We start from the raw sequence: 21,162 nt of genomic DNA, 5'->3' as shown, positions 1-21,162 counted from the left end.
AATTGTAAATTTACGTATCAAGGGGGTTTATTTATTCCCCCTTTTAAACTATATTGCTAATAGTGGCTATTTTTGTATCAAGTTGAACTCAATTTTCAGTAGATTTGCTATTTAGATAACAATATTATCCAGTTATTTCTAACGCATCTTCTTATTTAGCAGATCCAATTTTTAGCATATAAAAATAGCCTTAGAGTAAATTTAGAAAGGATCATTATAGAGATCATTTCTACTTTATTTACCGGTAAATCGCTAAAGGGTCGTTTATGAATATTAAACCTGATGATCATTGGCGTTGGTATTTTGATCATGACCATAATAGGGTGATGTTAGATCTCGCCAACGGCATGATATTTCGCTCATGTTTTCCTGCTAAGATGCTAACGGTTTTTGCTCGTAATGAGATGCCTTTTAGTATCGAAGATGCAGGTGAATATTATTTATTTGATGAGCAGGCTAAAAGGCTAAATATTACTCAAGAAGAAAGAGCTGAATTAGTCTTAAATAGTTTAGTTGCTTTTCGTTTTTTAAAGCCACAGATGCCAAAGAGTTGGTACTTTTCTTCATTTCACTATATTAATGAGCCTAAGCAGGGGCAAATAATTCAAGTGTGTTTAGAAAATACGAACCATTATTCCACATTTATTATTGCTGAGGCTGGCCCTTCTGCGAGTTTATGTTTATTAGCGGAACCAATTTTAGAATTACCCGATCGAACTTTACGATTTTGCGATCCAATTAAGATCATGAACGATCGCATGCTTGAATATTCATCTAAAGTGAAACGTCAATTATACGGTAATGCTATTTAAATGATCGCTAGAGATCAAAAAAGAATAGTGAAACAAAAGTTTTTTTGCTAATTAATCTAGTTTTGAGCGTTTAACACCATCGTAGAATTGAAACTTTGATGGTGTTAAAAAGCAAAATCAACGCTTAATTAAACGCTAATTTAACGGATGTTTTCGGGATACAACTACAGGCGAGTATATAACCGTTTTCTTTAATGGCGCTTTGTTTTAACGGGGTGACCTCCCCAGAAATAAGCTTAATTTTACAGCGACCACAGATGCCAGCTCGACATGAATAAGGGATAGTTAAACCATTGGATTCTAATTGCTCCAGGATCACATTTTGGTTATCACCGGTATATTCTGTTTCTTCAAAAACTAAACTGACCTTATTGGCTTGAGTATTTAAACTATTAGCTGCTAGGTCACTTTCCCGCTCTTGAACTAAATACTGTTTTGCTGGTTTAGTTTCTAATACCGTCAGAGTATCGCCAACACGAATAACACCGGTATTTTTAATAATCACATTTTGGCCAAAATCGACATCCCCTGTTTCATCTGAACGGAAGGTTTGTAATGTCGCAAGTGGCTCACTGTGGGGATGTTTGATCCCTTTCTCTGGGCTAACAGTAGTTAAAATGCATCGGCTACATGGCCTATCTAATGTAAAGATGACATCACCAATTTGAATGGTTTTCCATGTATCTTCTTCAAAAGGCTTGGCGCCTGTAATAATTAAGTTGCCACGAAACTGTTCTAATTTAATACTGGCAGGGCAACGGCGTTGCAGTTCTTGGACAGAAGCTTCGTTGATCAGTAAGAAAGGGTAGCCGTCAGCAAAAGACATCGGTACATCTTGGTGTTCTTTGACGCGACGAGAAAGCTGCGGGCTTAGCCAGCGTAGTTGTACCGGTTCGTCAAAAAAGGTACTTAACCAGCTATTTATCGCTTCAGGTGCAATAAGTGCATGAAAATGATTGCCCCAAACTTCAGTAGGGCTCTGCTTATCATCAAAGTCCTGATACAATACCGTCGCACTTTCGCCATTTGGTGCTCGCAAGTGAAGACCATTATTGAGCATTACCGGTGTAAAAAGTAACATTTGTGGATATTTTCTCGCCGTAATAAATTTACCTTCCAGCGTGGTTACCATAAAATTACGATCAAAAGTCAAACCGCTAATATCAGCGAAGGCGTGGGATAAACGAACTCCTCGCATAGATTTAACTGGGTGTGTGTAAAGGCGCGAAAGCGTTATCATTTTTTAATCCTTATAATTGTGCGTAGCAACTTTATGACAACTGCATAAGATTAGCTATAATGCGCAACAATTTTTCATCCAAATTGGTAATAAATACTATGAATTCTCTGTTTGCCAGCACAGCTCGCGGCCTTGAAGAACTACTGAAAACGGAATTAGAATCGCTTGGCGCTAGCCAATGCAAAGTGGCCCAAGGGGGTGTCTATTTTCAGGCCGACGAACGTGTGATGTACCAAAGCCTACTGTGGAGTCGGCTGGCATCGCGTATTTTATTGCCACTGAATGATTTTGACGTCTACAGTGACTTAGATTTGTACCTCGGTGTACAAGCAATCGACTGGAGTGAGATTTTCTCCGTCAATGATACCTTTGTTGTTCATTTTACAGGGACTAACGAAGAAATTAGCAACAGCCAATACGGTGCATTGAAAGTGAAAGATGCTATCGTAGACAGCTTCGTACGCAAGCTAGACCAACGTCCTGATGTCGCTCGCCAGCAAGCGGATATCCGCATCAACGTCTACCTTAATAAAGAAAAAGCCAGTGTAGCACTCGATTTAAGTGGTGATTCATTACATATTCGTGGCTACCGTGATTTGGCAGGTCAAGCGCCCTTAAAAGAGACTCTGGCGGCAGCAATTATCAACCGTTCAGGTTGGCAGCAAGGAACACCCTTGGTCGACCCAATGTGCGGTTCAGGAACCTTGTTAATTGAAGCCGCAATGATGGCAACAGATAAAGCCCCCGGGTTACACCGTACGCATTGGGGCTTTTATGCATGGTCGAAATTTAACGCGGAACTTTGGCGTGAACTAACCACGGAAGCGCAAGTGCGTTTCCGCCAAGGTTTGAAAGAAACGACATCGCGTTTTTATGGTTTTGATATCGATAAGCGCGTACTGGAAATGGCTCGTGCGAACGCGCGCCGTGCAGGGTTACAAGATTTAATCACCTTTAAGCAAGGTGATGCCGCTGCATTGGAAAACCCAGTTAAGGCCGATGCGTTAGGCACGATTATTAGCAATCCCCCTTATGGGGAGCGTTTAGAAAGTGAGCCTGCTTTAATTGCGCTACATAGCCAGTTAGGGCGGATCGTGAAGGCACGCTTCCCTGGTTGGCGTTTATCGATTTTTAGTGCTTCTCCTGAGTTACTCAGCTGTTTGCAACTGCGTTCAGAGCGTGAATTTAAAGCTAAGAATGGTCCTTTAGATTGTGTCCAGAAAAACTACCAGCTAGCGGCTACGCCATCAGAAACGATAGCGGAAATTTCACCTGATTTTGCAAATCGTTTACGTAAAAATATCAAGAAATTAAGTAAATGGGCAAAACAACAAGGCATTGATAGTTACCGTGTTTATGATGCTGATTTACCTGAATACAATGTTGCGGTTGATATTTATGGCGATAAAGTGGTGATCCAAGAATACGCGCCACCGAAAACCGTTGATGAACGCAAAGCTCGTCAACGCCTATTTGATGTGATCACTGCAACAATGAATGTATTAGAACTGACATCGAATCAGCTAGTGTTAAAAACGCGCCAGCGCCAAAAAGGCAAGCAGCAGTATGAGAAATTAGCGCAAAAAGACGATTTCTTTTTAGTGCAAGAATACAATGCGAAAATGTTGGTGAATTTGACGGACTATCTGGATACAGGGTTATTTCTTGACCATCGTATTGCCCGTAAAATGTTAGGCCAGATGAGTAAAGATGCCGATTTCTTAAACTTGTTCTGTTACACCGGCACTGCCACTGTGCATGCAGGGCTTGGCGGCGCGAAAAGCACCACTTCCGTAGATATGTCACGCACTTATCTTGAGTGGGCTGAGAAAAACCTACAAGCGAATGGGCTAACAGGTCGCCAACATCGTTTAATTCAAGCGGATTGCTTGAGTTGGCTGGCGAATAGCCGGGAACAATTTGATTTGATCTTTATTGATCCCCCAACATTTTCAAATTCAAAACGCATGGATGGTACGTTTGACGTACAACGAGATCATATCCAATTGATTACCCACCTAAAGCGGTTATTACGCCGTGGTGGAACCGTAATGTTTTCTAATAACAAACGCGGTTTTAAAATGGATCTTGAAGCAATTAAAGAATTAGGATTACAAGCACAAGAAATCACAGCGAAAACACTGTCAGAAGATTTTGCTCGTAACCGCCAAATACATAACTGCTGGCTAATTAGCCACGCAGAGTAAGGATAGAATCAATGGCTTTAATTAATTTGTCGGGTGCATACCTTTCGTTTAGTGATGCCCCATTACTGGATAATACCGAAATTCATATCGAAGATAACGAACGTGTATGTTTGGTTGGTCGCAATGGTGCGGGTAAATCAACGTTAATGCGTGTGTTAACGAAAGAACAGCCGTTAGATGATGGCCAATTGGTTTATGAGCAAGATTTAGTTGTTGCACGCTTGCAGCAAGACCCACCGCGTAATATTGAAGGCACTATTTTTGATTTTGTGGCTGAAGGTGTTGCAGAACAGGCTCAGTACCTCAAAGATTATCACCATGTTGCAAAAGAGGTCGAAACCGACCCGAGTGAAAAGAATCTAAATAAATTAGCTGAATTACAAGAGGTGTTAGATAATCGTAATTTATGGTTGCTGGACTCTCGTATCAGTGATGTGCTGAAAAAACTCGGTTTACCTGCGGATGCAGAACTGTCTTCACTATCAGGCGGTTGGCTTCGTAAAGCCGCTTTGGGCCGTGCGTTAGTGAGTAACCCAAGAGTACTATTTTTAGATGAGCCAACCAACCACTTAGATATAGAAACAATTCTTTGGCTGGAAAACTTCCTAAAAGATTTCCAAGGCAGCATCGTATTTATCTCCCATGACCGTTCGTTTATCCGTAATATGGCAACACGTATTATTGATTTAGACCGTGGGCAGCTGTCTTCTTGGCCGGGTAATTATGATGACTACTTGGTGAATAAAGAAGAAGCATTGCGTGTTGAAGAGATGCAAAATGCAGAATTCGACCGTAAATTAGCCCAAGAAGAGACGTGGATCCGCCAAGGTATTAAAGCGCGACGTACTCGTAACGAAGGTCGTGTTCGTGCGCTGAAAGCGCTACGCGTAGAGCGTTCAGAGCGTCGTGAAGTGATGGGCACAGCGAAAATGCAAGTGGGTGAAGCAGCCCGTTCTGGCAAAATTGTGTTCGAAATGGAAAATGTGAATTACCAGATTGATAATAAAGTACTGGTAAAAGATTTTTCAGCTCAAGTATTACGTGGCGATAAAATCGCGCTAGTTGGGCCAAACGGTTGTGGTAAAACAACATTATTGCGCTTAATGCTAGGAGATTTACAAGCAGATAGCGGACGAGTTCATTGTGGGACTAAGTTGGAAGTTGCTTATTTCGACCAGCACCGTGCGGCATTGGACCCAGATAAAACCGTGATGGATAACTTGGCGGAAGGCAAACAAGAAGTCATGGTCAATGGCAAGCCACGCCATGTTTTAGGCTACTTACAAGACTTTATGTTTCCACCAAAACGTGCGATGACTCCTGTTAGGGCGCTTTCTGGTGGTGAGCGTAACCGCTTGTTGCTTGCGCGTTTATTCCTAAAACCAAGTAACTTATTGATCCTCGATGAACCGACTAACGACCTTGATGTCGAAACTTTAGAGTTACTCGAAGAGCTAGTTGATGGTTACCAAGGAACGGTTTTGTTGGTTAGCCATGACCGAGAGTTTGTTGATAACAGTGTGACAGAATGTTGGATCTTCGAAGGTAATGGGGTCATTAACCGTTTTGCTGGTGGGTATTATGATGCTCAACAACAAAAAGCACAAACCGTGAGTTTGAAATCAGAACAAACAGGTAAAGTGACTGGCCAAGATAAACCAACGAAGCCGAAAGAAGCGGTAAAACGGTCAAATAAGCTCAGTTATAATTTATTACGTGAATTGGAACAATTGCCAGCAAAATTGGAACAACTTGAAAGTGAAATTGAAACATTGCAAACTCAAGTTGGTGATGCCGATTTTTTCAATCAACCACATGATGTAACAGAAAAAACGCTGAGTCAGCTAGCAGCAAAAGAAGCTGAACTAGAGCAAGCATTTGACCGTTGGCAAGAGCTTGAATTGCTGAAGAACGGCTAATTACGTTTTAATTAAAGGAGCAAATACACTTTGTGCAACCATGCGTCTCATGAACATGTGCTTTGTCCTCAGTGTGACATGTTGGTTGCAGTTCCTGAGTTGGAACAAGGGAGCAAGGCAACGTGTCCACGCTGCGAAACCACATTGGTCTCAAAGTGGCGATATCCGTATAAGCAGCCGGCAGCATATGCATTCAGTGCATTAATTATGCTGTTTGTTGCCTGCTTGTTCCCTTTTGTTAAGATGGGCGCCGCAGGGATTGAAAATGAAATTTCACTATTCCAAATCATTGAAATTATAGCAACCACGCGTTATAGCGGTCTGGCACTATTTTTTCTATTCTTTTCATTGATTATTCCTGCATTTTGTATGGTCACCATTATCCTTTTAGGGTTGCAAGTTCATATTCCTAAAGGTATTAAAGTGGTGATCACCCGTATACTGTTCCAAATGAAAGCGTGGTGTATGGCTGAGATCTTTCTAGCGGGGGTCTTAGTCAGTTTTGTTAAATTGATAGCTTACGGCGATATTGGCATCGGGTTAAGCTTTTTACCTTATTGCGCGTACTGCATGCTGCAAGTAAGGGCTTTTCAATGCTTAGATCGTCACTGGCTATGGAACCGAATTGAAGCGGCTCCGAAATTAGATAAGCCGTTAATCGTGGGCCAGACGGGTATTAAACAAGATGTACGTTTATGTCTTGTGTGTACGGCGATTTTACCTGCCGAACAATCAAAATGCCCACGTTGTCACTCCCATGGTAGTGTACGGAAAAACCAAAGTTTACAATGGACTTTGGCACTTTTAGTGACATCAATTATGTTGTATATCCCTGCTAACGTACTACCAATGATGACCACAAATACGTTGGGAACCGCATTAAACTCGACCATTATTGACGGAGTCATTTTGTTGTGGGAAGACGGGTCATATCCTGTTGCCATGGTGATTTTTGTGGCCAGTATCATGGTGCCTACATTGAAAATGATAGGAATTGCATGGCTTTGCCTAGATTCCAAGGGGTACGGTAATCGTGACCCACATCGTATGCATTTTATTTATGAGTTGGTGGAATATGTTGGTCGTTGGTCAATGATAGATGTATTTGTTATCACTATTTTAGCCTCTTTGGTTCAAATGGGGCAGTTGATGAATATTGTCCCTGCGATGGGGATTATTTTCTTTGGTGTGGTTGTTATTCTCACAATGTTTGCAGCGATGACCTTTGACCCTAGATTAACTTGGGATCGCTGTGAAAGAAAAAATGCAGTAAATACTGTTGAACAAGAAGGAGTCATCGGGTGACTGAAAAAGAAACACCGCAGGCCAATGCCAAAATTAGCAAGCTAAAAAGTTGGTCGCCTGTATGGGTGATCCCAATAGTGACGCTCTTGCTTGGTGCTTGGGTTTTATTTTACCACTTTAGCAACCAAGGCCCTGAAGTGACATTAATCACTTACAATGCTGAAGGAATAGAAGCGGGTAAAACGAAAATTAAAAGTCGCAGCGTTGATATTGGCGTTGTAGAAAGCGTGACACTTGATGACAACTTTAGTCGAGTGATTATTAAAGCGCGCTTGAATAATGAAATGAAAGAATTGTTGCGTACCGATTCCGCGTTTTGGATTGTAAAACCGACAATTGGGCGTGATGGCGTCACTGGGCTTGGCACATTACTTTCAGGTGCTTACATTGAGCTTCAACCGGGGTTAGCGGCAAAAGAACATTTCGAGTTCACCTTATTGGATACTCCGCCTCTTGCATCACCAGATGCTAAGGGAATTCGTGTTGTATTGGTGAGCGATAAGGCAGGGCAACTAAACCCAGGTGACCCAGTATTATTCCGTGGTTACCGAGTTGGTTCTGTTGAAACCAGTGACTTTGATATGGACAAGCGTGATATGCGCTACCAATTATTTATCAATGCGCCTTATGATAAATTGATTAGTTCAAATGTACGTTTCTGGAAAGACAGCGGTATTGCTTTTGATATGTCATCCCAAGGTGTTCACGTTGAAATGGGCTCAATAGCCACATTACTGACCGGTGGTGTGAGTTTTGATGTTCCAACAGGGTGGGTTCCAGGTGCAAATGTGAAGGAAAATACTGAATTCCAACTCTTTGATAACCAAAGTAGTATTCAAAATTCCTTGTATACGCAGTATCAAGATTTTGTTTTGTTTTTCTCAGACTCAGTGCGAGGCCTGCAACCCGGAGCGCCAGTAGAGTTCCGTGGTATTCGTTTAGGTACCGTTGCACAAGTGCCTTTTTATACGGAAGGTTTAGACCAATCACTGGATAATGACTTTAGAATTCCGGTTTTGATTCACATTGAGCCAGAGCGTTTCTCTAAAGATGTCGGTAAGAATTTTAATTTGAAAAATGAATTAAATTTAGCCTTGAAAGATGGCTTAAGGGCATCATTAAAATCAGGAAACTTGCTAACTGGCGCATTATTTGTTGATTTGGATTTTGTGCAAAATGCAGAGCCTTATAAAGGCCCAACTGTAGTTGCTGGCTATAAAATTATCCCGACAACCAGTGCAGGGTTAGCGCAAATTCAACAAAAAGTCATTGCAGTGTTGGATAAAATTAACAATATGCCAATTGAACCAATGCTTAATCAAACCACACAAACATTGGCAGAAGGGCAGAAAGTTGTTAAAGAAGCTAATGCCATGTTGGCACAGCTCAACAAAGTGATGGCGAGTAAAGAGTTCCAAAATTTACCTCATGACTTGCAAAAAACACTGCAAGAAATGAACCGTGCAATGCAAGGTTTCCAACCTGGTTCACCAGCCTATAATAAAATGGTGGATAACATGCAGCGTTTAGACCAAGTATTGAGAGAAGTTCAGCCACTTTTACGTACTTTAAATAATAAGAGTAACGCATTAGTTTTTGAAGCTGAGCCAACGAAGGATGTTGAGCCTAAAGGAGTGAAAAAATAATGAGATATTTATTATCGATATTTGTTTTATTATTGGCGGCTTGTAGTAGTACTCCTGAGAAAAAGTACTATCAATTGCCAATGAAAACTCCTCAGACACAATCTGCAGAGGTGATGGATAAAGGCCAAGTATGGTTACAGCGCATCATGTTATCGGATGTATTGACGTCAAATGGTATTACTTACCAAACGACAGATGTCAGTTATACCAATGCGAGTACACACTTATGGGCTAGCCCATTAGAACAACAGCTTGGGCAGTCGATGGTGAGAGAATTATCTGCGGCATTACCTGAAAAACTAGTTTCTTTGCAGCCATTACAGAACTCGCCGGATACGCTCGATATCACTTTAACGGCCTTTAATGGGCGGTATGACGGTAAAGTATTAGTTCAAGGCTTTTGGACTTACTCTCATAATAACAACGTGATCCGCCGTAATTTTGATGTGCAATTAGATCAAAATGAAGATGGTTACCCGGAGTTGGTCCGTACGTTATCGATGGGCTGGCAGCAAGTGGCTGAGAGTATTGCGAAAGAGATAGGTAAATACTAGTTATTACCTAAGTATTTTATATTAAATGCACCTTTAATATATATAGTTTATATATTTTAGGTGCATTATTATTTTTATTAAATATAGATATCTTTTTAATTTATATATTAGTGAATGATAAATTCTTTTGTTATCTAATATGATGATAAATAAAAGGATATTTTTATTTATGATTAAAATCAATAGATTATATTAATTGCCACATACAAGTCACATTTATGCTATTTATGACAAATATATGAAAATCTTTACTTGATTTTTTTATCAACGGGCGCTATTTCTATAGTGTACCTATTAAAAAATAGTAGGTGCTGTTTTCTTTTCCATTTAAATGATGAGGGAAGTAAGGCATGAAAAGACAGAAGCGAGACCGTTTAGAAAGAGCTTTATCAAGAGGTTATCAAGCAGGTTTAGCAGGGCGCTCTAAAGAACTATGCCCATATCAAGCAGTAGATGCTCGGTCGCATTGGCTAGGTGGTTGGCGAAAGGCGATGGAGGATCGAACCATAGCGGTAGTGTAACCCCACATTCTTTTAATCTTTTAGGTTAAATAGCCTGTACTCGTTTATTTGAGTATTTTCGGGTTTTTAAGTTAAAGATATCAATCAATTTAAGAACCTCCGCCATTGCGGAGGTTTGCATTTCAAAGCTTAGAATGCGCTCGTGTCTTTAAAAAGACCCACTTTTAAGTCTGTTGCAGTATAAATTAATTTACCATCAACTAAGACTTCACCGTCTGCTAACCCCATGATCAGCTTACGGTTGATCACGCGTTTAAAGCTGATGCGGTAAGTGACTTTCTTCGCAGTAGGGAGGACTTGGCCTGTAAATTTAACTTCGCCAACGCCTAAAGCACGTCCTTTTCCTTCACCGCCAAGCCAGCCAAGATAGAAGCCAACTAACTGCCACATTGCATCTAGGCCTAAACAGCCAGGCATGACAGGGTCGTTTGTAAAGTGGCAGCCAAAGAACCAAAGGTCTGGATTAATATCCAGTTCAGCTTCCACATAACCTTTATTAAATGTGCCACCATCTTCAGTCATACTGACGATGCGATCCATCATCAACATGTTTCCTGATGGCAGTGGAGGACCATTTTCTCCAAATAATTCGCCTTTACCAGAAGCAATTAAATCATCTTTTGTGTAGGATCCGCGTTTATCAACCATGTTCTTAAGATAGCCTTTATTATGTGTAGGGGTACAGGATAGCTTACACTTGTACGCTGAACAACTCCGATCTGCTATTTTTTACGCAATCTTTACTTAACTCATCCATTTTAAGAACCAAGGAAGTCTAGCCTTATCCGGTGAATTTGCTTGATTAATGCGTTCTTGAATTAAAGCTAACAGGTGTACATTTTCCTCTTCAGCTTGTTGTTCAAAGTAAGGTTGTTTAGTGAGTAAAGTAATGGCTTGGGCGACATGTTCAACAGGCCAAATATGGAATTGGCCTTCTTTTACGGCTTCAACGACAGCAGATTTGGTGCATAAATGGCGGACATTTGCCATTGGGATGATGACACCTTGGTTGCCAGTTAACCCGCGTTTTTCACAGATATCAAAGAAACCTTCAATTTTCTCATTCACCCCACCAATAGGTTGGACATAGCCAAATTGGTCAACCGCACCAGTGATAGCAATTTGCTGGTCAATAGGCTGTAGTGCTAATGCACTAATTAAAGCGCACAGCTCTGCGAGTGATGCGCTATCACCATCAACTTCACCATAAGATTGCTCAAAGACGATAGAGGCTGAGAAAGGTTGAGGTTGCTCTAATTTAAGCTCGTAATTTAAATAGGCCTGCATGATCATCATGCCTTTGGCATGGATATTACCACCTAGCTCTGCTTTGCGTTCTACGTCAGTGAATTCGCCATCACCTAAATGTGCGACACAGGTGATCCGAGAAGGCTCACCAATAGCGTCAGGGTGCCCTGGGTATTGCAAAACAGATAAACCATTAACTTGGCCGATAACTTCGCCTTCGGTTTTAACAAAGATCTGTTCTTGCAAAATATCATCTTGAGTACGTTCTGCTAGGAAACTATGGCGCCATTGGCGATTTTCGTTAGCTTGATTAAATGACTCTTGAGTGAGCAAATGGTTGACATGGTAATGGCTGGCATCTACAAGGGAGCGAACTAACCAAAGATTATCAAGAGGAAGATTAAATTTATCCTCACAGTAACGTACAGCTTGTTGGATAAAAGGAAGCCACCCATCAGGGGAAATATTCGGTAATTTATTTGAATCAATAATGGATTTAATATAACGCATCCATAAGGTCAATTGTTCTTCATCTTCGAAGAACATAACAGGCTCATATTCGCCATAAATAGCGCAGCTAAATAGCTCTGGTGATGTAAATTCAAATTCTTCTAGAGCGAGTCGGTCACCAACAATTATGACTTTAAGTTCTAAAGGCTGTGGCTCAATTTCAATGGGTAAAGGTTGATTATCCGAATAAGGTAGCCATTCAAGCTGTTGACGGTTAACCATATTTTTTAGGCGAGCCCACATTAAAGGTTGATTAATTAATGTGCTAGCAGCGATAACTAATATGCCACCATTGATTTGGTGAAGTAAGCCTGGGACTAAATTCAAGGAAGGGGTAACATAGCCAAATAATTGTTCGGGTTCTATCCAATTACGGTAAGCGATTTTATCACGAGAAGAAAAACGGCTTGTAACACCATTTTCCCACTGGAAAACGCGGTTATCTTCAGATAATTGATAGTCACCATCAATAGTATTTATCTCTGCCAGTAATGGGGTAATTGCATTAGCATAAAGGCTAAGATATGTCTCACTTTCATCAGACTTGATAAACATAAAGCGCGTTTGGGCAAATTCATCAACAAAATGTTGTATGCCATCAGATAGCCTAGGCTGAATGTCTGATAAAATTGCAGGGGTCAACGTTTCTGAAGATACAAATTTCGTCTGAAATGACGATAAGTTAGGAATTAGGCCTTGCCATGTTAGTTCTTGACTGATCACTATAATTATCTGCTATTAATAGAGTTATAAATAAAATGCCTGCCAGTAAGCTGGGCGTATATGCCTGAAAAAGGTTTATTTAATAAATTTGCTAAATAGCATTGTTTGTTTTATAAACAAATTTCAGGCTAATTCATTACCCAATGGGCAAGCTTGTTATATTAGCCTTTGATAGGCAATCTTGCAGCAATAATTGTTGAATTATCGACTAGAATAACGAAAACATAAATACAATGGGTAGTGTCATTGGCCAAGTTAAGCCAATAAGTATGGCGCTCAGTAGGCGCATAAAAAAGTTTGGATCTTTTGTTACGAGTAGGGTAAATAGCATTGCGCATACACCGCCAATCCCATAGATGACGAGTATGTATTCAAATGTGGACATGCAGTTTTATTAATTTGTTAACAGATAGGGGCGGATTGTACACTATTTTTACAAGGTAGGCTTACCTTCTTTATTGAAAAAGTGAATATTCCACTAAATCGAATATCTGCATGAGTATTTTGTTTATAATCTTGCTAATATAAAAATAGGTTCAATTTTCTTCAGGAAAAATTATGAAATATCAGCAGCTTGAAAATCTTGAATGTGGCTGGAAATGGGAATACCTCGTCAATAAAGCAAGAGGTGGCGAAGCAATTACCCGCTATATAGAAAGAAGCGCAGAAAAAGAAGCCATAGACTTGCTGCTAAAAATGGAAAATAGACCGGTTGATGTACTAAAGTGGATCACTCAGCATATGAATCCAGAGCTTGATAACCGAATGAAACAGAGTATTCGGGCGAGGCGTAAGCGTCATTTCAATGCCGAGCATCCACATACACGTAAGAAATCAATAGATTTAAATTTTTCAGTATGGCAGCGTTTGTCTAATCTTGCTGTGAAGCGTAATAAAACGTTGTCTGAAACTATTATTCAGTTGATTGAAGATGCGGAACACAAAGATAAATATGAAAGCCAAATGAGCTCATTAAAACAAGATTTGCAAGCGATCCTTGGAACACCAAAGGAAAAAGATAATTAAAGAAGATCTGTGAGGATCCGTGCTGGTAATTCAAGCTATATGACATGACTGCGGGAAGTTTAATTTTAAAAATGAATTTTTGTATCGTGTCTATTATTTTTAGTAATAAAAAACCCCAATATTAATTGGGGTTTTTGTATTTCAGTTCGAAATTCAAACTAGGGCTAAGAATTAAGCACCTGGCTGAGTTACAACTTCAGTTGTACCTTGGATTTCGATTTCAACGCGACGATCTGGCGCTAAACACTCGATCAGAGCTGCACGGCCTTTAACGTTGTCACATTTGTTACCAGTTACTGGATCTTCTTTACCACGGCCTTCTGCAGCGATTGCGCTAGCTGGAACGCCTTTAGATACTAAGTAGTCAACTACTGACTGAGCACGTTTCTGTGACAGTGGCAGGTTGTAGTTTTGTGAACCGATACGGTCAGTGAAACCAACTACCAGTACGCGACCTTGAGTTGGGTCGATGCTGCTCAGTTCGTTGTACAGTTCATTCAGAGCTTGCTGACCTTCTGGTTTCAGAGATGCTTTGTTGAAGTTAAACAGAACGTCTGAACGCAGTGTGAAACGTTTGTTTTCAACAACTGGAGCTGCTGGCTCAACAACTGGAGCTGGAGCAACAACTGGAGCATCAGCTTGACCGAAACGGTATGCAACACCAACGCTCAGCATGCCGTTGTCTGGACGAGTACCGATGTTGTCTTTATCACCTAAGTTGCTAACCCATTGGTAGTCTAAACGAGTAGCCCACTCTGGAGTGATTGCATACTCAAGACCTAATGCGTATACAGGTGCAACGCCAGTGTCAGTTTCTTTGAAACGTTGGCCATTTTGGTGAGCTTTAGCTTCTGTACGGTAAACCATACCACCTAAACGAGTGTAAACATCTAAGTCATCCATGATTGGATAGCTTAATTTGGTAGTTAATGAAACACCCATAGATTTCAGGTCACCGCTGTTACCAGCGCCTTTGTATTTCATTTTACCGAACCAATCATAGCCAAGCTCGAAGCCTAAGTATTGGTTATATTGGTAACCAGCGTAGGCACCTGCACCGATTGTGTCACGGTCAGTGCTGTTACCAACAGTGCCCCAACCTGCATAGTCTGTACCAGTTTTTGCTGGATTCAGGCTAGTGTCTTCATAGTGAGACCAACCTAATTTAGCACCGGTATACCAAGTGTTATCTTTTGGAGCTGCTTGTGCAACGGTTGCAAAAGCTGCTACTGCCACTGCTACTGCGATAGCTGTTTTTTTCATTTTTACGCCTCGTTATCATCCAATATTGGCTTGGCTTCGCTGAGCCTTATTATATGCCATTGGTTTAATTTACTTGCTAGGTTTCGCAGACATTATCTACAAAAAAATAATAAAAGTAAAAAAATAATGCCATAAGCCGAACAAGCTAAAGTCTACAACGAACTTAAAAAGATACAAGTAGAGTGAGCAATAATCGTTAAAAAAAGTATTTTTTTAGTGTATAAATCAGAGAGATATGTATATTTTCTGTAATGATTATTTTTTATCTATCTGATTGATCTACAATACATTTAATTTAACTTTAGAGGAAAATATTTCTAAAGGTTAAATTTAGTAAGAAAATTCTTAATCTTGGCTAGTGGTAATGATTTGAATGAATTTTTAAGTGGTTTGGCTGTCCTGCTAGTGTATTAATCATATTAAACGTTTTCTGTGGGCGCATAATTAAACCGATAGAACGGCCTTCTTGAGCTGCGTATTGCAAGCGAACAAAATCTTGCTCGCTTATTTCAGGTAGCCACCCTAAAACCACACTGTAATTACCACTTCTTAGTGCTTTTTCCATGGCGCCAATCGTAGTGATATCTTCCATATGGTTTAATTGCATAACTTTATGAGTTGGTATTCCTGATTGTTCTAACCAATGCTTACTGAGTTTCTTATTAGGGCTTAACCAGAGCAACCAGCGTGATTGAACCCCAAACTGGCGAAGCATTGGCAACAAAATGTAATCCATAATAGGGTGTTTTTCATCGTAAACAAGCTCGCTCACCATACCTTGTTGCATAGAGCTGTTAGTAAGCCCTGTCGCAGGGATTGATTGTGCGTAATTATTAAGAGAATGTTCTGTTGAGTTGTTCCAAGAATAGATGCTCATAATTTACCTCGTTACAATGCTGTATGAACATACAGTAACTGTATATCCATCCAATATCAAGACTATTTTTTCAAAGCGCTTCGCAACTTTGTTGTTTTTTTCTGCATTCTTCTTGGCATTTTTTATGGAAGCTCTCAAAATTAGTTATGCGTAATTATCTGTAAAAAAAGAAGTTATAAAATTATTTTTCTCAAGGATGAAAATTGAGCATACCCAAAAAGGAGTTTGGTAATGTTGTTAGAAGAAGAAAAAATTTTTTATTTATCTCGTTTGTTAAGTCAGTTTGGCGAGCTAAAACGTAAAAATCATTTTGGTGGATTTTGTCTATTAGTCGATGATGCCATTGTAGGGTTGGTACTCGATGGTTGTTTTTATTTGCGTGGCTGCTTAGTGGCAAGAAGTCACTTTGAAGCGTTAGGGTTTAATCGGTTAGTTTATAGTAAAAAAGGCATTCCATTAGAAATGCGCTACTATCTACTTTCGGAACAAGTTTGGCATGACGAGTCCTTGTTTCTCCAATATATTGAGTTGGCGTACCGTTCAGCTATCGAGGAATTAAAACAAAAGCAATCAATGACTATGCGTATAAAAGATTTGCCTAATATGAATATGTCGGTTGAGCGCGCACTAGGGAAAATCGGGGTATCGCATGTTGATGAGCTGCGTATGATGGGGGCAAAGGCTTGTTTTATGAAGCTAAAAAAACATGGTAGGAATAACCCAAGTATTAAGTTACTCATTGGCTTAGCTGCTGCAATAGAAGGGTGTCATAGTGCTGTTTTACCCAAGGATATCAAACAAGAGTTAATTGCTTGGTATAATAGTTTTGAGTTGACGTCAGCCTAAACCTGCGGAAAGCGACTGTTATTATTAGAATTAATATTACATTACGCGATATGAAATGGGCGGGTATTTAGAGTTTTAATACCCGCTCATCGGTATATTTATGATGCACTAATGGTTCGAATTATCTGTTTTATCTCAGGGATTAATTCGAGTAATAACTTAGTTTGTTCCATGATAAGTAACGTTTTTTCGTCATCACTAGTTGAAATGTTATCTATTCGGTTTAATAAACTATGGCGAAGCTCATCTGATTTTTTATCAATAACTAGTGGGTCAATGGTGGTGATTTGTAACGACGATTCAACATAGCAAATTGCGTCGTTGAGTAATGAAAGGTTACCTTCATTTTGCATTTTTTCACGATGTGCACCTAATGCAGAAATATAACTGAGTAAGGTATGGTTTAAGCAGAGTAGGCGAAAAGCCTGTTCTTGGGTAATTCGATAAGACTTAGGGTCAGAAGCCATATTGGACACAATAGAAGCGAACTCTGCATCATTATTATGTGCATCTCTACGTGCAATTCGGTACTCAAGGCGGTTGTCTTTACCTTGGTAGTATTGTTGTAAAATAGCATCTAAATAGCGACAGTTGCTGTCCATAGTTTTTTGAATGACTTGGGGAAGTTGGCGGAATTTCCAGTCTGGCCAAATAAAACTCACTGCAAGTAATGCAATAAAACAACCAATTAATGTGTCAATGATCCGTGGAAGTGCAACATCAAACCCCTCGCCCAGTAGGTTAAAACAAAACAAAACGAGAAGTGTGATAAATAATGTTGCTTGGGCATATTGACTACTGCGAAACATAAAAAACAGTAAACCAGAAATAACGATTAGCGTAAGTTGCCCTTCCATTGAAGGGATTAAATTCAGCAAAGGTAAGCCAATAAGAATACCAACGATAGTTCCTATTATGCGAAGGGCTAAGCGCCGTTTAGTGGCACTGTAGTTTGGTTGGCATACAAATAAACTCGTGAGTAATATCCAATATCCTCTTTCCATATCAAATAGTTGTATGATGATATAGCCAGTACAAAGGAGAATTGACATTCTTACTGCATGGCGAAATAAAGAGGATTTTGGTGTTAAATGGTGCTTAACTCGCGAAATAATATCACTAATACCTGATAACGATTCGTCAGATAACTGTTCTATTTGCTTATTATTTTGCTGCCATGAACTCTGCTCAAGGCTTAGGCCTTTCAGTTGGACGTCAATTCCTTTTAAGTTTTTAAGTAAGTTATATAGGGCCTTAATTTCATGAAGCTCAGGCGATTGCTGTTTTAGTAGCTGTAGCGATTTTTCAATGTAAGTGAAAGTACGCTCAAAACGAGGGTTATGTTGGTATTGTTTACGCCATAAAACAGATTGAGCAACTTGCTGGCAGGCTCTCGCTTGCATAGTTAATAGGCGTTGGAAACGAAATAAAATATCACAATGACGTAAAGTACGGCTAAGTTGTTGATATTGAATATGAGACGAACTCGCTCGTTCGTGAATATCTTGGGCAACAAAATAGTATTGTAGCGAATTTCGGGTACCTTTTTGCCCCCGGTCTCCTTTTAACCGACTCAGTAATGCAATTTTTGCTTGGTTCATGGTACTGACCAAATGACTGTTTACTAATGCTAAATCATAAACTGAGCGTTGGTAGTCATCTTCTAAGTCAGGGTCAAATAAGTTGGCTTTTGCATCTAGATAAGCTGAAAGTTGCTGATAGCATTGGGTAATTGCATCTTGTAATGGCCTAACAGGAAATAAGATATGCCCAATCAAGGTTAAAATATTATACCAAATTGCCCCTGTGAGTAATAATGTGGGTTGTTGGTACCAAGTATCAAAAATGGGTACGCCGAGCATGGTATAAATGGCAATTAACAGCGCACCAAATGCGATGGTTGCGTATCGCTGCCCTAAAGCGCCAAGAAGAATAAAGCCACAGGTAGAAAATGCGAGGCCAAAAAAGAAAAATAAAGGATAGGGAAAAAGTAGTTCAATAGAAACTGATGCAATAAAAAAACAAAAAAGTGTAATAATTAAATTTTTTATTCTGCCAGTTAGCCTATCATCTAAGTCAGTTAGTGCTGCAGCAACCACACCCAATGTCAGTGGGATGGTGATTTTAGGCTCTTGGTTTAACAACCACGGCACTAAGGTTGCGCCTGTCAGGGCTATAAATATTCGGATATAATATAAAAAATGGCTGTTATATAGCACACGACGATAACTGGTAAGCAGTGTTAACACAAAGTACCTCAAAGGTAAGACAAGCCCTAATCTATATAGGATAGCTTGTTTGCAAGGAATAAAAAACCGTTTGGAATCAAGCCAACCGTATTTTTGTCATTGATTTTCTCAGGTGCAGGACGTATGGAACTGAAATCAACACAGATTGGACAGCGTCTGGCTCAGCATCCCTACAATCGGGTTCGCTTACTCAACGCAGGTATTGAAGTGAGTGGTGAAAACCACCAATATCTTATCCCATTTAATGAACTTATCGATCTTCGTTGTAAGAGAGGGATTGTTTGGGGGGAGTTAGAATTTGAAATTGTGAATGAACAAGTTGTTCGTTTACATGGTACTGAATGGAAGCAAACTCAGCGCTTTTACCATTATTTGAATGAAAAATGGCAACAATGGAGCACTGAAATGAGTCAAGTCAGTGCTAGTGTATTGACTGAATTAGTTAATTCGATTGAACAATTGACACAACAAGACAGGTGGCTAACATTACGTCATCTATCTGAAATAAAAGATAAAATATCACAAAACTTTTCGTCTCTGCCTATGCCTTTGGTGCGCATTTCATTATATGAAAATTGTGCAGCACAATATCACGAATGTCTGAATTGGCTGAATAGCGGTCAAGAATGCCGAAAACAAATTAACGATCACTGGTGTGAGTCTGTATTAGTTCGTTATCACGATTTTTTCCAGCAAGTAGAAACATCACCACTCAATTATTCACAGTCCTTATCTGTGATTAATGGTGAGGATAATGTATTAGTACTGGCGGGGGCTGGAAGTGGTAAAACATCAGTCCTAGTTGCAAGAGCGGGTTGGCTAATCTTGCGAGGTTTGGCAAAACCAGAACAAATTCTTTTGTTGGCTTTTGGCCGTAAAGCTGCAGATGAAATGAATGAGCGTATTCATTTACGTTTACAACAAGATATTGAAGCTAAAACTTTCCATGCGCTTGCTCTACATATCATTCGTGAAGGTAGCAAAAAATCGCCAGTGATTAGCGAGTTAGAAACAGACACTCAAAAACGACAAACACTGTTATTAAACGAATGGCGAGAACAATGTTCAGCAAAGAAAGCGCAGGCAAAAGGATGGCGAGAATGGCTTTCTGAAGAGTTGCAATGGGAAATTCCAGACGGTGAATTCTGGAAAGACGAAAAAATTAGCACTAAAGTCACTGCCCGTTTAGACCGTTGGCTAAGTTTAATGCGTATGCATGGCGGTAGCCAGAAGGACATGATTGATAATACGTCGGAAGAAATAAGAGATCTTTTTCAAAAACGTATTCGTTTAATGGCGCCGCTATTGAAAGTATGGAAAAGCGCTTTGAAAGATGAAGGTGCAATTGATTTTTCTGGATTAATTCATCAAGCCATTAATATTTTAGAAAAAGGACGTTTTATTAGCCCATGGAAACATATTTTAGTTGATGAGTTTCAAGATATTTCACCTCTCAGGGCGAAGTTACTGCAAGCACTACGTCAGCAGAATAAGCAAACCACATTATTTGCGGTTGGAGATGATTGGCAAGCCATTTACCGGTTTAGTGGTGCAGAATTAGACTTAACGACATCGTTTGAACATAACTTTGGTATTGGGGAACTTTGCGCTTTAGACACGACTTATCGTTTTAACCAACGCATTGGTGAGGTTGCAAATCAGTTTATTTTACAAAACCCTATGCAGTTAGATAAGCCATTGAATAGTTTAACTAAAGGGAATAAAAAATCTGTTATTCTTCTTTATGAAGATGCCTTGGAACGCTTATTGGATAAAATGAGTGGTTATGTCCTTGATGATGAAACGATATTAGTACTAGCCCGCTACCATTATTTAAAACCTAATATTTTAGATAAAGCCAAAACTCGTTGGCCAAAATTAAATATTCAGTTTATGACTATTCATGCATCAAAAGGGCAGCAAGCAGATCATGTGATAATTTGTGGTCTGAATAGCGGAAAGGATGGTTTCCCTGCGCCTGCGCGCGAATCAGTTATTGAGCAAGCATTATTGCCTAAGCCCGAAGATTTTGACCATGCAGAAGAAAGGCGTTTGCTATATGTCGCATTAACACGGGCTAAGCAGCAAGTTTGGTTGCTTTATCACCCAGAAAAACCGTCAGAATTTGTCGATGAACTCAAGCAATTGGGCGTTCCAAAACAAAAGAAACCTTAAAGCTATATTATGATCTATTAAGTGCCAGAATACTCTGGCGC

The 21,162-nt window shown here is 39.8% G+C and carries 17 protein-coding genes; 10 read left to right on the top strand and 7 right to left on the bottom strand.

Going from position 1 to position 21,162, the window contains the following annotated elements:
• Positions 1–266: 266 nt before the first annotated feature.
• A complete protein-coding gene (locus tag PZ638_RS14150) occupies positions 267–812 on the top strand; it encodes a cell division protein ZapC (RefSeq protein WP_004256145.1) in 546 nt (181 codons plus the stop codon).
• Positions 813–936: 124 nt separating this feature from the next.
• On the opposite strand, the gene PZ638_RS14145 is transcribed toward PZ638_RS14150, so the two are convergent.
• Complete coding sequence (locus tag PZ638_RS14145) at positions 937–2,052, bottom strand: YcbX family protein (protein ID WP_094960704.1); 1,116 nt, start codon at positions 2,050–2,052, stop codon at positions 937–939.
• Between the two features lie 98 nt (positions 2,053–2,150).
• On the opposite strand from PZ638_RS14145, the gene rlmKL reads away from it, so the two are divergent.
• The 6 genes from rlmKL (at position 2,151) to rmf (ending at position 10,204) form a co-directional block, all read left to right on the top strand.
• The gene (gene rlmKL, locus PZ638_RS14140; protein ID WP_275612123.1) at positions 2,151–4,259 is read left to right on the top strand and encodes a bifunctional 23S rRNA (guanine(2069)-N(7))-methyltransferase RlmK/23S rRNA (guanine(2445)-N(2))-methyltransferase RlmL; all 2,109 of its coding nucleotides are present in this window, start codon (positions 2,151–2,153) and stop codon (positions 4,257–4,259) included.
• Between the two features lie 11 nt (positions 4,260–4,270).
• Complete coding sequence (locus PZ638_RS14135; RefSeq protein WP_272674334.1) at positions 4,271–6,178, top strand: ABC transporter ATP-binding protein; 1,908 nt, start codon at positions 4,271–4,273, stop codon at positions 6,176–6,178.
• A 78-nt stretch (positions 6,179–6,256) separates the two neighbouring features.
• Positions 6,257–7,483, top strand: coding sequence for a membrane integrity-associated transporter subunit PqiA (pqiA, locus tag PZ638_RS14130; protein ID WP_004256137.1), 1,227 nt, complete (start codon positions 6,257–6,259; stop codon positions 7,481–7,483).
• Positions 7,480–9,129 carry an intermembrane transport protein PqiB gene (gene pqiB, locus PZ638_RS14125; RefSeq protein ID WP_004256135.1) on the top strand — a complete coding sequence of 550 codons (1,650 nt, stop codon included), beginning with the start codon at positions 7,480–7,482 and terminating at the stop codon, positions 9,127–9,129. Before pqiA ends, pqiB begins: the two co-directional genes overlap by 4 nt.
• Positions 9,129–9,683, top strand: coding sequence for a membrane integrity-associated transporter subunit PqiC (gene pqiC / locus PZ638_RS14120; protein WP_096864217.1), 555 nt, complete (start codon positions 9,129–9,131; stop codon positions 9,681–9,683). Before pqiB ends, pqiC begins: the two co-directional genes overlap by 1 nt.
• A gap of 350 nt (positions 9,684–10,033) precedes the next feature.
• Entirely contained in the window at positions 10,034–10,204 is a 171-nt protein-coding gene (gene rmf / locus PZ638_RS14115) for a ribosome modulation factor (RefSeq protein WP_004256131.1), read from the top strand.
• A 129-nt stretch (positions 10,205–10,333) separates the two neighbouring features.
• On the opposite strand, the gene fabA is transcribed toward rmf, so the two are convergent.
• The 3 genes from fabA to PZ638_RS14100 all read right to left on the bottom strand — a co-directional run bounded on the left by fabA (position 10,334) and on the right by PZ638_RS14100 (position 13,016).
• Positions 10,334–10,852 (bottom strand): bifunctional 3-hydroxydecanoyl-ACP dehydratase/trans-2-decenoyl-ACP isomerase, encoded by a 519-nt coding sequence (gene fabA / locus PZ638_RS14110; RefSeq protein ID WP_004256129.1) that lies wholly within the window; start codon positions 10,850–10,852, stop codon positions 10,334–10,336.
• 96 nt (positions 10,853–10,948) lie between these two features.
• On the bottom strand, positions 10,949–12,685 hold the full coding sequence (locus tag PZ638_RS14105) for an AAA family ATPase (protein WP_094960706.1): 1,737 nt from the start codon (positions 12,683–12,685) through the stop codon (positions 10,949–10,951).
• Positions 12,686–12,893: 208 nt separating this feature from the next.
• The gene (locus PZ638_RS14100; protein ID WP_004256125.1) at positions 12,894–13,016 is read right to left on the bottom strand and encodes a GhoT/OrtT family toxin; all 123 of its coding nucleotides are present in this window, start codon (positions 13,014–13,016) and stop codon (positions 12,894–12,896) included.
• A gap of 227 nt (positions 13,017–13,243) precedes the next feature.
• Here PZ638_RS14100 and matP point away from each other — a divergent pair, with 227 nt between their 5' ends.
• A complete protein-coding gene (gene matP, locus PZ638_RS14095) occupies positions 13,244–13,711 on the top strand; it encodes a macrodomain Ter protein MatP (protein ID WP_004256123.1) in 468 nt (155 codons plus the stop codon).
• Between the two features lie 171 nt (positions 13,712–13,882).
• Here the strand turns inward: matP and ompA are convergent, their stop codons facing one another.
• Both ompA and sulA read right to left on the bottom strand, forming a co-directional pair.
• Positions 13,883–14,974 (bottom strand): porin OmpA, encoded by a 1,092-nt coding sequence (ompA, locus tag PZ638_RS14090; protein ID WP_004256113.1) that lies wholly within the window; start codon positions 14,972–14,974, stop codon positions 13,883–13,885.
• 355 nt (positions 14,975–15,329) lie between these two features.
• Positions 15,330–15,851, bottom strand: coding sequence for an SOS-induced cell division inhibitor SulA (sulA, locus tag PZ638_RS14085; protein WP_036957904.1), 522 nt, complete (start codon positions 15,849–15,851; stop codon positions 15,330–15,332).
• Positions 15,852–16,082: 231 nt separating this feature from the next.
• Between sulA and PZ638_RS14080 the strand changes: the two genes are divergently transcribed.
• A complete protein-coding gene (locus tag PZ638_RS14080; protein WP_136134709.1) occupies positions 16,083–16,697 on the top strand; it encodes a TfoX/Sxy family DNA transformation protein in 615 nt (204 codons plus the stop codon).
• Between the two features lie 98 nt (positions 16,698–16,795).
• Here PZ638_RS14080 and yccS read toward each other — a convergent pair whose 3' ends face one another.
• Positions 16,796–18,946, bottom strand: coding sequence for a YccS family putative transporter (gene yccS / locus PZ638_RS14075; protein ID WP_140170768.1), 2,151 nt, complete (start codon positions 18,944–18,946; stop codon positions 16,796–16,798).
• Positions 18,947–19,069: 123 nt separating this feature from the next.
• On the opposite strand from yccS, the gene helD reads away from it, so the two are divergent.
• Positions 19,070–21,121: a DNA helicase IV gene (gene helD / locus PZ638_RS14070; RefSeq protein ID WP_112308202.1), complete on the top strand. Its 2,052-nt coding sequence runs from the start codon at positions 19,070–19,072 to the stop codon at positions 21,119–21,121.
• The last annotated feature ends 41 nt before the right edge of the window (positions 21,122–21,162 follow it).

The sequence above is a fragment of the Providencia hangzhouensis genome (genome assembly GCF_029193595.2).
Taxonomy (GTDB): Bacteria; Pseudomonadota; Gammaproteobacteria; order Enterobacterales; family Enterobacteriaceae; genus Providencia; species Providencia hangzhouensis.
Note: the sequence above shows the minus strand (reverse complement) of the source record. Positions and strands in the feature narration are given on the sequence as shown.